The sequence below is a fragment of the Congzhengia minquanensis genome, from assembly GCF_014384785.1.
GTDB lineage: Bacteria > Bacillota > Clostridia > UBA1381 > UBA9506 > Congzhengia > Congzhengia minquanensis.
In genome coordinates this window covers 177,831-190,842 of sequence record NZ_JACRSU010000005.1, presented here as the reverse complement: position 1 = coordinate 190,842, position 13,012 = coordinate 177,831, and the positions used below count along the sequence as shown (strand labels likewise).

The following is a 13,012-nucleotide window of genomic DNA, read 5'->3' as shown; positions in this document are numbered from 1 at the left end:
CAAAAAGTAACGTGGCGCCTACGCTGTTCGCTTGTAAACGCGCTCACGACGCTTTGGCTTGCTAACAACTTTTTGCGGGTGCGCCTGCGGCGTAAAAGATATCTAAATTGTTCACTATTTCCAACAAAGCGAACACACCTTATGACGTGCTCTTTTTCGTTATACAATCAAGCCGACGCGGATTAAACGCATCGGCTTTAATTTTTACAAATTTGCTAAATCAATTTTTCTGTTTTTAAAGTAATATTCTTTGTCGTGTTCATTAATTTTACGCAGTATCCTGCAAGGATTTCCAACGGCAACAACGTTGGGCGGCAAATCCTTTGTTACAATACTCCCTGCGCCGATAACAACATTATCTCCGATAGTAATTCCCGGTAAAACTATTACACCTGCGCCAAGCCAGCAGTTTTTTCCGATATGTACCGGTGCATTATATTGATATGCCTTTTCTCTCAGTTCAGGCAAAATCGGGTGTCCCGCCGTTGCAATGGTAACATTCGGCCCAAACATGGTATAGTCCCCCACGTAGATATGCGTATCGTCTACCATAGTTAGATTAAAGTTTGCATAAATATGATGTCCCCAATGGCAATGCGCACCGCCAAAATTTGCATGGAACGGTGGCTCAATATAACAACCGTCACCGATTTCGGCAAACATTTCTTTCATCAATTTCTGCCGTTTTTCAAACTCAGTTGGACGTGTCATGTTAAAGTCGTAAAGCCGGTCAAGGCATTTTGTCTGCCGCTTCAAAATTTCATCGTTTCCGGGCAAATAAAGCTCTCCCGTGTGCATCTTATCTTTCATACTCATAGCTCAGTTTCCTCCAAATATAGGGTTATAAATCATATTCCGTCTTTTCATGTTTTAATTATCTTAACACAGATACCATTAAAATGCAAGCTTGCATATGGAGATAGCAACTATAACATTGCAATCCCTGCTTCTATGTGATATAATGCCTTTAAATGTAGACGACAAACAGAAAGGCTGTGTAAAAATGCATAAAAACCGATTTTGTGCCCCTATGATGCTTATGATGGACACCGGTATGATTACGGAAGAGGGCGCGCTTGAAGCAGCAGTAAAAGACATTGCAGAGCACGGGTTCGATGCCGTTTGTATGGAATTTCGAAACTGCATTTTGTCGGAGTCAGACCCCTTAGGCAGAAACGCCATGGAACGTGTGTGCGCCGCCGCAGAGGCAAACGGGATAGACGCTGTAAAAACAATTCCTGCACAGATGACAGATTGTGTGCGCAAGGATCCGACTATAAGGCGCCGAATTTCAAAGGCATGTCATGCCCGTGTGACAGACGGGTATTTTCGCGCTGACCTTCCGACAGCAAAAGGTAAGGCTGTAAAAATTATAAAGGCATTTTTTACAGACGGCGCGGTTAAGGACGTAACAAATCAGATAAATTGCCGCTTTGAGCTTGACGCACAGCCGTATATGCAAGGATTGTATCAAGAAGACGGAACGCTTCTTATCTATGTGGAGTTTGAAACCGACGAAATTGATTATGCCTATGAGGGCATAAAAACTTACATAGAACGCCATATTTCCCTTTACGACGGGCTGACCCTTTCGGGCTTTGCCTTGGATGAATTTGGTGCGGGGACAAAGCTGGAGCACGTATACCACACAGGGGAATGGTTTTTAAATCGTTTTTATAAGGAATTTGGCTACAGCTTTCAAGATGTGATTTATAAAATGGACACACCGGCACCCGGCGCGGCAAAGGTGCGGCATGACTATTATTACTTAACATATCTCCTTACATATGAATTTCAAAAAACAGTGCGGGACAGCTTTGAAAGGCAGTTTGGAAAAGAGATTTTCATTGGATTTCACAACACCTGGTGGGGCGAGGGAAACTCCGGCGATTTGTGGGCCGGAAATATTGGCTATTTCGGCCTGACAAAAGCGTTAAGCGGCGGTTTTGTGGACGCGCAGTATGACGCGCAGAGAACCATGCTGTCTATGACGTTGCTCAGCGAATCCTTAGCAAAATATTCCGACACGGGAATCGCCTATAACATGTGCTGGGACAGGTTTCCCAACCACGAAAAAATGGACTATTACCACCGCTACCTTGCCATGCGCAACGTCCGCTGGATTGGCCACGGATATGGCAGGACCGGCAGTTTCGGTCCGGGCTATCCCCATCACAGCACTTGGGAGGACGCAAAAATATGCACTATGAGGGAACGGAAAATGCAAGCGTTTTACAATGGCGCAGTATCGAAACCGAAGGCGGCGTTATTATACCTTTGGCAAGGGCTTTCCTATTTTAATGACAGTTCCATTCACTTTCACCGGCTGGGTATGAAAGCGTTGCTTGAAAAGGTGCAGCTTGCAGGAAATGAGCTTGACGTAATTTGCAGGTTAGACGAAGACACAGCAGACTATGACGTGCTGTTCCTGTCCTGGCCCGCCATGCTTCCCCAGGGTATGATGGAAAAAGTGGAACAATTGGCAGAAATGGGGAAACAAATCATTTTCATTGGAACGCCTGTATTTTGTGACACCGCAGGAAACGACTTGTCAAAACGATTTGAAACCCTCACCGGGTGCAAAGCCGGGGAACGGACTGCGTATGCCCAGGATTATGAATATGCTGCAAATGATTTGTGGTTTACAAAGCATAAAATTCCCATGCAGATGTTTCCGCTTGAGCCGAAATTGGCGGAAACAGTTGCGGCAATAAACGGCACTGTGTGCGGAGTAAAAAAGGGCAGCGTTTCGTTTTATTCCTTTGAGGCGGCGCTGACAGAAACGTTTGACAGTATCCTCCGTATGCTGAAAGTAAATCAAAATCCGTTTGTGCAAGACGGTGTGCTGTCAAAGCTGGCATATGGAGATGGATTTGAGATTTTCTGCCTATGCGGCATTTGGAGCAAAAAAATAACGGGCACGTTCTCCTTTAAAGGCCATGAATTTCAAGTAGATAACGCAGATTTTGTGGGGATTAAGGTATATGATAACGGTGCCGTAACCATTGCCGCACCTGCAAATTGCACTGTTTTTGTGGACGGTGAGAAAATAACGCCGGATATCATTGTTTAAAAAACCCGGGCTGCAAATAAAAGCAGCCCGGGTTTTTCAGTCTTCCGTCAATATGCTCCGTATGGTTTTTAGCTCCTGCTCCATAATTCCAGCGGAACGGAGAAAATTTTCACTTTTCTGGTTCACGGTGTCTCCCGGATAGGCGTCCAAAGCCTTTAAAAATGCCTGAAACAGCTCGGAATTCCGGCTGCGCTCTCCCCATATGGAAAGGGACGTCAGCTCATAGTCCAAATATAAATCGTTTTCCGCCATGCCCAAAATCGCACAGAGCAGAAAAATCAGCGTTCCGGTTCTGTCGGCACCGCCCCAGCAATGAATGTAAAACGGATAGTTCTTTTTATCAGTAAACAGCTGGAAAACCTTGCGGCAAACGTCCTTTTCGCTGTCTGACATAAATTCGTCATAGGCTTTCACGGGAATGAGGCAAAAATGAATATCCGGCCCAAGCGCGGAACAGGTGACCTTCCCAACTGCCTCGCCCCGCAAATCCAAATCGGTTTTCATGTTCAGGTCATGCAGCAAGGTGTTTTTGCCGGAAGCTGTGATGATGTGGTGAAACTCCATTTCACAGCCGCGAAACACAAGCCCTTGCCGGATTCGTTTTCCACCGGGCAATGGCCAGCCGCCAATGTCCCTCACATTGCTCAAGCCTCCGACGCCAATCCAGCGGGGCGGCGTAAGCGCGGTGGTAAAGCAGTATGTATCGGATGCGCAGACGGTTTCTCCGTTTTTCAAAGCACAAACCCTCCAATAATAAGTCTGCCCCAATAAAAGATTGTAAACTTTAACCGTGCCACTGCATCCGCGGAAGGTTTTTTTAGTTTGAAAGTTCTGATCCGCAGAAAGCTCAAGCCAGGTTTCAAAATCGTTGTCTTCATCAAAATCAGCCGACCAGCAAAATGATACAGGCGCAGGATTCGTGTTGTCGTCCCCCTGCTTTACAAGGTTCAGCCAGTCAATTTTTAAATTTTGACCGGCGTCTCGTTTGCCGGCAGTTTCCATAAACGTCTGCTGTGCTTCTGTCGTCTGGCTTACCACCTGGCAGTTTGCCGGTTTTTTTAACAAAATCTTCATACCAATGAAACCTCCCTCAAAGTTGTTTTATCATACCACAATTTTATTTTCCTGTCAACAAACAATCAAAATTGTTAATTTTTCACAAAATTCCAGCAATATTTTCTATTACAAAGCTGTTGAAATCCGTCGTAAAATATGTTATACTTTTCCATGTCATAAAAAATTTACAAATGGAGTTGAGAAAATGGAAAAGTTTTTTAAGCTGAAGGAACACAACACAACGGTAAAAACAGAAATTGCCGCTGGTATCACCACTTTCATGGCCATGGCCTACATCTTAATGGTGAACGCCGGCATGTTCTCTGAGCTGGGTGTTGTGTCGTACAATGCAATTTACATTGCAACTGCGATTTCAGCCGTAATCGGAACCTTGCTCATTGGCCTTTTGTCAAACCTGCCCTTAGCGCAGGCTTCCGGCATGGGACTAAACGCATTTTTTGTCTACACAGTTTGTATGGGCATGGGCCTTACCTATGCCAACGCACTGACCTTGGTCCTGCTTGACGGTATTGTCTTCATTCTTTTAACCGTTACAGGATTAAGAAAGCTTATTTTCGACGCAATCCCCAAATGTGTGAAAACAGCCATTCCGGTAGGTATTGGTCTGTTCATTGCATTCTTAGGCCTTCAAAACGCTGGCCTGATTGTAACAAACCCGTCCACAGCAGTATCTTTAGCCTCCTTTAATCTTTTAAACGGAACTGCAACATGGGCAACGGTTATGCCCTTGCTGGTAACAGTGTTTGCTGTTATTTTGATTGCTGTTCTTGCATCTAAAAAGGTAAAAGGTGCGGTGCTGTGGGGCATTATCGGCGGCTCTGTTTTATACTACGTTTTAGGTTTTACCATTCCTGGCTTTTATGACGGATTTGTTCAAAGCCTTTCGTTTAACCCGCTGACCGCATTCGGCGATTTCGGCAGCCAGGCATTCGGCAAGGTGTTTACAGAAGGATTTGATTTCAGCGCCTATCTTGCCGGCCATTCCATGGAAAGCCTTGTTATTTTGATTATTACAACCGCTTTGGCATTTTGCATGGTGGACATGTTCGATACGCTGGGCACACTGTTCGGCGCATGTTCACAGGGTAACTTGTTGGATGAAGACGGCAATGTTCCCAACATGAACCGTGCAATGCTGGCAGACGCCATTGCAACCACAACTGGCGCAATCTGCGGAACGTCTACAGTAACCACATTTGTGGAATCCTCTGCAGGCATTGCTGAGGGCGGACGGACAGGCCTTTCTTCCATTGTTACTGCCATTGCGTTTTTTATTGCCATGTTCTTAAGCCCCATTGCAGCGCTCATTCCCGGCAACGCAATTGCTGCTGCACTGATTTATGTCGGCGTTTTAATGGCAAGCGGTGTGTCGAAAATCGACTGGAAAGAAGCAGATTTTGCTGTTCCTGCATTTTTAACACTGGCAATTATGCCTTTTGCCTATAACATCAGTTATGGTATTGCATTCGGCCTCATTTCCTATGTCTTCATCAAACTGTTCACAGGGAAGACAAAAGAAATCAATGCCGGAACTTGGGTTATTTCTGTTTTGTTTGCAATGATGTTCTTCTTAACGCATTAATCATTTTTTAGGACAGCCGAAAGGCTGTCCTTTTTTTATTTTTCTTTAGCCAAAGACAAAAACAACCGCAAACGCGGTTGTTTTTTTGTATATCTGTGACAAAAAGGCTTTACACTGTGACAATGATGTGATATAATGTAACCAATTTTATTGAAAAGGGGGATTTAATGGTGAAAACAGCATTAAAAGCGCTTTTGGCTGTGACGATTTGTGTGACATGTTCCGTGGTTGTTTTAGCGGCAGACAGTGTTTCGGTTTTTGTAAACGACCAGCCAATATCTGCGGAAGCGTTCATTCAAGACGACAGTACATACGTTCCGCTGCGTGCCGTGAGTGAGGCGCTGGGCGCAAAGGTAGAATGGGACGGGAGCACCCGCAGCGTTTATATAGAAACGTCGGAGGAAACTGTTGTTCCCAACATAATTGAACAGGTCAGCAGCAGCGTAGTTGCCGTTGTAGGAAATTATGTGGGGGCAGGAGCGGCGTCCTACAGTGAATATTACTCGTTTGGCACTGGCGTAATTATCAAAAGCGGCGGCGTAATTTTAACAAACGCCCACGTGGTGCGGGACATGGAAAATCTTACGGTAATTTTTAAAAACGGTGAAAGCTATTCGGGCATCGTGCAGTATCGAGACGACGTTTCCGATATTGCAGTGGTGAAAATTGACAAGCTGGGCTTAACGCCCATTGCCATAGGTTCTTACGACGATCTGCGCGTGGGCGAAACCGTCATTGCAATTGGAACGCCGCTGTCGCTTACCATGCGGAACACCGCAACAAAGGGCATTGTCAGCGGAAAAGATGTTTCTGTTCCCGGCGAGCACTTTGCATTTTTGCAGTCAGATGCGGCAACCAATCAGGGAAATTCCGGCGGTCCGCTGATTAACCTAAAAGGAGAGCTGGTGGGGATTAATTCTATGGGTGTGCAAAATGCCGACGGCGTTTCCTGGGCCATTCCCTCCGACACGGTGCAGTATGTTTTAAAACAGTTTGAAACCAATGGCAAGGTGAATTATCCCGATTTGGGCGTTACCTTTGAGCAGTCGTGGGAGGCGAACATCGGACTGCCCACAACGAAGGGGCTCAGCGTGAAGTCCGGCGCAAACGGCGGTTTGGCGCAGGGGGACGTGGTGACGCAAATCAACGGCATTTTGGTGCATTCGTTCACTGAGCTGCACGAAGCATTAAAAGACACCTATACCGCTGGGGACATTTCCGTAACAAGAATTCGCGGAGATGCTGAAGAAGTTGTTCAAGTGACGCCGTCACTGAAAAATTAAATTATAAGAAAAGAGGGGTTTGTATGAAAAGAAAGTTATTAAGCGTAATTGTTGGGTGCATCCTGTGCCTTTCGTGCTTTACAGCATTTGCAGACGGCGCGGAAAAAGTGGAAATTCAATTTGCTGTCGGCGACAGTGTATTATCCATCAACGGCCAGAACATAGAGGTTGAAACGCCCTATATCGTTGGCGAAGGCACCACGCTGGTGCCGCTGCGCGTAATTACAGAAGCGTTTGGCGCCCAGGTGGATTGGGACGGTACAACGCAGAAAATTACGTTAACCTATCCCGACGTAAACATTGTTTTGCACATTAACAGCAAAGTCGCCCAGGTGAATGACCACAATGAAACTTTGCCCGAGCCGCCAGCCTTGAGTGCAAATGGCATTACCATGGTTCCGCTGAGGTTTATTTCTGAAACCTTTGGCGCAACCGTTGGGTTCGACGGGGCAACCAGCCGTGTAACCGTAACGAAAGAAGCCATACATAACGATACGGTACAGGGAAAAACAGAACTGGCCAAAACCGGAGACAGTTATTTTAAATGGAGCATTGATACCCCGAAAAACATGTCTATTGACTATAGAACGTCCAACGGCGATTCGGTTTTTTATATGGACGGATATGAAAACCGGTTCAGCGTTACGGCAAATTATAGCAACCCAGAAAAGGGGGATATTCAGGAAGCATTAAGTAACTTAAAGGATTTGGCGGCGGGAACCACTTTAATGAAAGCGGAAACAGGCAAGGACAGTCAGGGTAACGAATTTGCCCATGTAAAATGCAAATCCAAGGAAGAAAACGTTGAACTTAAGATGATTTATACCAAAAAGTTTGATTATATCGTTTCATCTGTTGTGTCATTAGACACGCCGAAAGAGGATGTTGCAAAAATTGACGAGTTGTTTCACAGCTTCAGTACGTGGGACGGCTCAGGCGAAGACGTTTATAATTTGTCTACAGTAGATCCCGATGGCTATTACTTATATGAAAACAACAAATTTAAACTCTCGGTGCGTGTTCCTGCCTATCTTTGCCTAAACGAGAACAGCCAGGAGGAAAATGTTTTGGAATTTAAAAGCAAAAGCTATGAACATCAGAACAGCAGATGTAGTATTGCGATTTTTTCCAAAACAGAAAACTGCACGGCAAAAAAACTTGCGGATTTAGACAAAACCTCGAATTGCGGCCGGCTGAACCCGAATTTAACCACATTTGAACAACTGCAAAATTATACTATTTCCGGTATCAGCGGGCTGCGGTATGGATATACCGTTAAAAACTCTGTGAATGATGACAAATCGTTTGCCGATGTTTTCTTTGAACTGGGCAATTATGTGTACAACATTGCGGTGGAAACCAGCGAAAAGGATACGGCAATCATTGAGCAAATTCTTCCCACTTTTAAAGTGGAAAAATTAAGCCGAGATGAAATCGGCGACATGATGCGCAATGACCCCGACTTTTCAAGGCCGCTCAGAGTGGATTTAAAATCAGTTTCTTTTGAACTTCCGGGTTCATGGCAAGAAGAAACCAATCAGGATATCTCTGATAAATCCGGACGGTATTCGGCATTTGACAGAAATACCGCTTCGCTCATTATGTTCGAAATTTATGCTAATGAAACTGCTGTGCCGGCAGCAACGGTTATGAACTATGTGAAAGATTCCATGCTGAAAGACTCAGCATTTAAAAACACACTGATAGACAAAGTGGAAGGAGTTACTTTAAACGGCGTAACGTTTCAGAAAATGCAGCTTAAATCGGTAAGCGACGACGGAGAAATCCTTTATGCTACAATTTATATCGGTGTTTCCAAGGGAAAAGTAATCCAGATAACGTTATTGGAGCCGGAACTTTTTTATAGCGGCAAAACAGGATTGAAGGTATCTGAAGTACTGACCAATATGACAGTAAAATAGCGTTAAAATAAATGTAACCTCATATACTCCTTATCGGAGTATATGAGGTTTTTTACTGAATTTTGTTTTCAATCAGTTTGATTTTTGTGGCACAAAGGGAATAATCCGCGATGCAAGCTCGTCAATGGCCATGGTCTGCAGCCAAATTTTACCAGGACCGGTAAGCGTGGTGAGCGCCAGGCCCTCGCCGCCGAACAGCAGGTTTTTAAACCCTTTTACAAATTCTACCGAATAGGTAACCGTGCCTTCAAAGGCCGCAACGTTGCCCGTATCCACCTTATAGGTTTGGCCGGGGGCCAAGTCAATTTCGCGGATGGAGCCGTCCAGCTCGCAAAACACCTTGCCGTTGCCCTTATACCGCTGAAGCAAAAATCCCTCTCCGCCAAAAAGGCCGCCCTTAATCCCAACAGTAAAGTCGGTGGTTATTTCAACGTCTGGCTCTGAGCAAAGGAACGCACCTTTCTGCGCCACAATTTCATACCCGTTGCCGATTTCAAACATTTTAATTTCTCCCGGAATGGTGGCGGAAAACGTAATCTCTTGTCCGTCGGTTCTCGCGGTGTAGGTGGCAATAAACAGCGAATCCCCCGTTAGCAGGCGACCTAAACCCTTTAACACACCGCCTTTGGCGTTGGTCATCATGTCAATTTGGTCCGTCATCCAGCACATGCCTCCAGACTGGGTGCAAACGCTTTCCCCGCGGGAAAGCTTCATGGTTACAGCGGGCAGATTGCCGCCCCAGATTTCATATTCCATTGTTTCAACCTCCCTGTTAAAATTTTTTAAATTTTTATGTTTCTTTCGTGAAAAAATAGACAAAACATGTTTTATATAGTATAATATAAATGAAATAGATTGTCAATATGAGTTGAGGGAGCAGTGCACATGGAAACGAGAGTGGCGGTCATCGGAATTGTAGTGGAAAATGAAAACTCCGTGCAGGAACTAAACACTGTGCTGCACACCTATGGAATATATATTATCGGAAGAATGGGCATTCCTTACAGGGAGCGGGGCGTAAATATTATCAGCATTGCGATCGACGCGCCGGAGGAGGTTATTTGTGCGTTATCGGGTAAAATCGGAAAGCTTCCCGGCGTCAGTGCAAAAACCGCATATTCCAATTTAAAGTAATAACCCCGGCCAATGCCGGAATTATATAAAATTTAACTGACGGGAAAGAGGGTTCTGACCCGGAAGAAAGGATGTTTTTTTATTATGTATAACCCAAAATCGTTAAAGGCGGAGGAGTTCATCGACCACAACGAGGTAGAGGACACTTTAAACTACGCCGAACAAAACAAAAACAATGTGAAACTGATTGATGAAATTATTGAAAAAGCAAAGCGGCGCAAGGGCCTTTCCCACCGGGAGGCGTCTGTGCTCATGGCCTGTGACCTTCCGGAAAAGATTGCGGAGTGCTACGACTTGGCAGAGCAGATTAAAAAAGATTTTTATGGGAACCGAATTGTAATGTTTGCGCCCCTTTACCTATCCAACTACTGTGTGAATGGGTGCGTATACTGTCCCTATCACATGAAAAACAAACACATTGCCCGCAAAAAGCTGACACAGGAGGAAATCGTCCGCGAGGTGACGGCCCTGCAGGACATGGGGCACAAGCGCCTGGCGATTGAAGCGGGGGAACACCCGGAAATCAACCCAATCGAGTATATTTTAGAAAGCATCAACACCATTTATTCCATCAAGCATAAAAACGGCGCAATCCGGCGGGTAAACGTGAATATCGCAGCCACCACCGTGGAAAACTACAGAAAGCTAAAAGACGCGGGAATTGGAACGTATATTTTGTTTCAGGAAACCTACCACAAGGAAAGCTACTTGAAGCTTCACCCCACAGGCCCCAAGCACGACTATGCCTACCACACCGAGGCAATGGGCAGGGCCATGGAAGGCGGCATTGACGATGTTGGCCTGGGCGTTTTGTTTGGCTTAGAACTTTATAAATATGAATTTGCAGCGCTTTTGATGCATGCAGAGCATTTAGAGGCAGTTCACGGCGTTGGACCTCATACCATCAGCGTTCCCAGGATAAAACGGGCGGACGACATCGACCCGGACATGTTCGACAACGGCATTGACGACGAAACGTTTGCAAAAATTTGTGCCCTGATCCGCATTTCTGTTCCCTACACGGGCATGATAATCTCCACCAGGGAGAGCAAGGCCGTGCGCGAAAAGGTGATTCGCCTGGGCGTTTCCCAAATCAGCGGCGCTTCCAAAACCTCTGTGGGCGGATACAGCCAGCCGGAACCGGAGGAGGAAAACTCCGCCCAGTTCGACGTAAGCGACCAAAGAACGTTAGACGAGGTTGTGAAATGGCTGATGGAGCTGGGCTATATTCCGTCGTTCTGCACAGCCTGCTACCGCGAGGGCAGAACGGGAGACCGGTTTATGAGCCTTTGTAAATCCGGCCAGATCGCAAACTGCTGCCACCCCAACGCGCTGATGACGCTGAAAGAATTTTTAATGGACTATGCATCAACCGAAACCCGAAAAATTGGCGAAGCGCTGATAGCGGCTGAGGTAAACAATATACCGAAAGAAAAGGTGCGGGAAATTTGCCGCGACCATTTAGAAAAAATTGAACACGGCATCCGTGATTTCAGGTTTTAGGAGGGAGCGCTGTGGGACTGAATAACACCCCCTCCGGCGAGCGGATTCACATTGGCTTTTTCGGCCGCAGGAACGCAGGCAAATCCAGCGTGGTGAATGCAGTGACGGGGCAGGAGCTTTCCGTGGTTTCAGACACCTTGGGCACCACAACAGACCCAGTTTATAAATCCATGGAGCTGCTTCCCATGGGGCCGGTGATGATAATTGATACCCCGGGGTTTGACGACAGCGGCGATTTAGGCGCCCTGCGTGTGAAAAAGACAAAGCAGGTGCTGAACAAGTGCGACGCGGCGGTGCTGGTAATTGACGGCACAATAGGACGATCCAGCTGCGACAGCCAGTTGCTCGCCATTTTTAAAGAAAAAAATATTCCTTATGTGATTGCATATAATAAACAAGATCTTGCAAAAAAACAAGACCTTGCGGAGAATGAAGTAAGCGTAAGCGCAGAAACAGGCCAGGGGATTTTTGAGCTGAAAGAAACAATTGCCCGGCTGATTAAAACAGATGCAGACACAAAACGGATTGTGGGCGACCTGATTTCCCCGGGGGACACTGTGGTTTTAGTGACACCAATCGACGCTGCCGCCCCCAAGGGCAGACTGATTTTGCCCCAGCAGCAAACCCTTCGCGACATTTTAGACGCAGACGCTGCAGCGGCAGTGGTCAAGGAAACACAGCTAAAAGAAACGCTGGAAAATTTAAAAACACCGCCGTCTTTAGTGATTACTGACAGCCAGGCCTTTGGTTTTGTGTCAAAAATTGTGCCGCAGAATATTCCTCTTACATCTTTTTCGATTTTAATGGCAAGATATAAAGGATACCTAAAAGGTGCGGTACACGGCGTGGCAATCATAGAAAGCTTAAAGGACGGCGACACAGTTTTAATTGCAGAGGGCTGCACCCACCACCGCCAGTGCGACGACATTGGCACGGTGAAAATCCCGGGGTGGCTGAAGTCCTACACAGGCAAAGAACTTACGATAAAAACCGTTTCGGGAACAGAATTTCCGGAGGATTTATCCGGGACATCCCTCATCATTCATTGCGGCGGATGCATGCTCAATGAACGGGAGGTGCGCTTTCGCATGAAGTGCGCAGAAGACGCCGGCATCCCCATGACCAACTACGGCGTGGTGATTGCCTACATGAAAGGGATTTTGCCCCGCAGCTTAGAAATTTTGCCGGACATTGCAAAGGTTTTAACCAAATAACCAAAGCTTATTTTAAATTTATTTTTTATAACAGGAGGTTTTTCTAATGGAAAAATTTGTATGCGACGTATGCGGTTATGTCTACGACCCGGAGGCTGGCGACCCGGACAACGGAATTGCGCCGGGAACATCATTTGAAAACTTGCCGGAGGATTGGGTTTGTCCTCTTTGCGGCGTAGGCAAAGACCAGTTTTCAAAAGCGGAGTAACACAATTACCAACATC

At 46.0% G+C, this 13,012-nt stretch carries 11 protein-coding genes; 8 read left to right on the top strand and 3 right to left on the bottom strand.

Annotation, left to right across the window (positions count from 1 at the left end; all coding sequences use genetic code 11):
- Window positions 1-204 precede the first annotated feature (204 nt).
- Window positions 205-816 carry a sugar O-acetyltransferase gene (locus tag H8698_RS12425; RefSeq protein ID WP_249313777.1) on the bottom strand — a complete coding sequence of 204 codons (612 nt, stop codon included), beginning with the start codon at window positions 814-816 and terminating at the stop codon, window positions 205-207.
- 187 nt (window positions 817-1,003) lie between these two features.
- On the opposite strand from H8698_RS12425, the gene H8698_RS12420 reads away from it, so the two are divergent.
- Entirely contained in the window at window positions 1,004-3,073 is a 2,070-nt protein-coding gene (locus tag H8698_RS12420; protein WP_249313776.1) for a hypothetical protein, read from the top strand.
- Window positions 3,074-3,109: 36 nt separating this feature from the next.
- Here the strand turns inward: H8698_RS12420 and H8698_RS12415 are convergent, their stop codons facing one another.
- On the bottom strand, window positions 3,110-4,147 hold the full coding sequence (locus H8698_RS12415; RefSeq protein WP_249313775.1) for a tyrosine-protein phosphatase: 1,038 nt from the start codon (window positions 4,145-4,147) through the stop codon (window positions 3,110-3,112).
- A gap of 187 nt (window positions 4,148-4,334) precedes the next feature.
- Between H8698_RS12415 and H8698_RS12410 the strand changes: the two genes are divergently transcribed.
- The 3 genes from H8698_RS12410 (at window position 4,335) to H8698_RS12400 (ending at window position 8,937) form a co-directional block, all read left to right on the top strand.
- Window positions 4,335-5,732, top strand: a complete 1,398-nt coding sequence (locus H8698_RS12410; RefSeq protein ID WP_249313774.1) for an NCS2 family permease — start codon at window positions 4,335-4,337, stop codon at window positions 5,730-5,732.
- Between the two features lie 167 nt (window positions 5,733-5,899).
- The gene (locus tag H8698_RS12405) at window positions 5,900-7,015 is read left to right on the top strand and encodes a trypsin-like peptidase domain-containing protein (RefSeq protein WP_249313773.1); all 1,116 of its coding nucleotides are present in this window, start codon (window positions 5,900-5,902) and stop codon (window positions 7,013-7,015) included.
- Window positions 7,016-7,038: 23 nt separating this feature from the next.
- Window positions 7,039-8,937 (top strand): copper amine oxidase N-terminal domain-containing protein, encoded by a 1,899-nt coding sequence (locus tag H8698_RS12400; RefSeq protein ID WP_249313772.1) that lies wholly within the window; start codon window positions 7,039-7,041, stop codon window positions 8,935-8,937.
- Between the two features lie 72 nt (window positions 8,938-9,009).
- Here the strand turns inward: H8698_RS12400 and H8698_RS12395 are convergent, their stop codons facing one another.
- Window positions 9,010-9,693: a TIGR00266 family protein gene (locus H8698_RS12395; RefSeq protein ID WP_249313771.1), complete on the bottom strand. Its 684-nt coding sequence runs from the start codon at window positions 9,691-9,693 to the stop codon at window positions 9,010-9,012.
- 129 nt (window positions 9,694-9,822) lie between these two features.
- On the opposite strand from H8698_RS12395, the gene H8698_RS12390 reads away from it, so the two are divergent.
- The 4 genes from H8698_RS12390 (at window position 9,823) to rd (ending at window position 12,996) form a co-directional block, all read left to right on the top strand.
- On the top strand, window positions 9,823-10,071 hold the full coding sequence (locus H8698_RS12390) for a TM1266 family iron-only hydrogenase system putative regulator (protein ID WP_249313770.1): 249 nt from the start codon (window positions 9,823-9,825) through the stop codon (window positions 10,069-10,071).
- A gap of 84 nt (window positions 10,072-10,155) precedes the next feature.
- On the top strand, window positions 10,156-11,574 hold the full coding sequence (gene hydG, locus H8698_RS12385; RefSeq protein ID WP_249313769.1) for a [FeFe] hydrogenase H-cluster radical SAM maturase HydG: 1,419 nt from the start codon (window positions 10,156-10,158) through the stop codon (window positions 11,572-11,574).
- A gap of 11 nt (window positions 11,575-11,585) precedes the next feature.
- On the top strand, window positions 11,586-12,788 hold the full coding sequence (gene hydF, locus H8698_RS12380) for a [FeFe] hydrogenase H-cluster maturation GTPase HydF (protein ID WP_249313768.1): 1,203 nt from the start codon (window positions 11,586-11,588) through the stop codon (window positions 12,786-12,788).
- A gap of 46 nt (window positions 12,789-12,834) precedes the next feature.
- Window positions 12,835-12,996 carry a rubredoxin gene (gene rd / locus H8698_RS12375; protein ID WP_177679534.1) on the top strand — a complete coding sequence of 54 codons (162 nt, stop codon included), beginning with the start codon at window positions 12,835-12,837 and terminating at the stop codon, window positions 12,994-12,996.
- The last annotated feature ends 16 nt before the right edge of the window (window positions 12,997-13,012 follow it).

What these genes read in the sequence shown, in the direction of transcription:
- H8698_RS12405 (WP_249313773.1), top strand. Translation starts at nt 5,900, where the DNA reads ATGGTGAAAACAGCATTAAAAGCGCTTTTGGCTGTGACGATTTGTGTG.
- H8698_RS12410 (WP_249313774.1), top strand. Translation starts at nt 4,335, where the DNA reads ATGGAAAAGTTTTTTAAGCTGAAGGAACACAACACAACGGTAAAAACA.
- H8698_RS12415 (WP_249313775.1), bottom strand. Translation starts at nt 4,147, where the DNA reads ATGAAGATTTTGTTAAAAAAACCGGCAAACTGCCAGGTGGTAAGCCAG.
- H8698_RS12420 (WP_249313776.1), top strand. Translation starts at nt 1,004, where the DNA reads ATGCATAAAAACCGATTTTGTGCCCCTATGATGCTTATGATGGACACC.
- hydG (WP_249313769.1), top strand. Translation starts at nt 10,156, where the DNA reads ATGTATAACCCAAAATCGTTAAAGGCGGAGGAGTTCATCGACCACAAC.
- H8698_RS12395 (WP_249313771.1), bottom strand. Translation starts at nt 9,693, where the DNA reads ATGGAATATGAAATCTGGGGCGGCAATCTGCCCGCTGTAACCATGAAG.
- H8698_RS12425 (WP_249313777.1), bottom strand. Translation starts at nt 816, where the DNA reads ATGAGTATGAAAGATAAGATGCACACGGGAGAGCTTTATTTGCCCGGA.
- rd (WP_177679534.1), top strand. Translation starts at nt 12,835, where the DNA reads ATGGAAAAATTTGTATGCGACGTATGCGGTTATGTCTACGACCCGGAG.
- H8698_RS12400 (WP_249313772.1), top strand. Translation starts at nt 7,039, where the DNA reads ATGAAAAGAAAGTTATTAAGCGTAATTGTTGGGTGCATCCTGTGCCTT.
- H8698_RS12390 (WP_249313770.1), top strand. Translation starts at nt 9,823, where the DNA reads ATGGAAACGAGAGTGGCGGTCATCGGAATTGTAGTGGAAAATGAAAAC.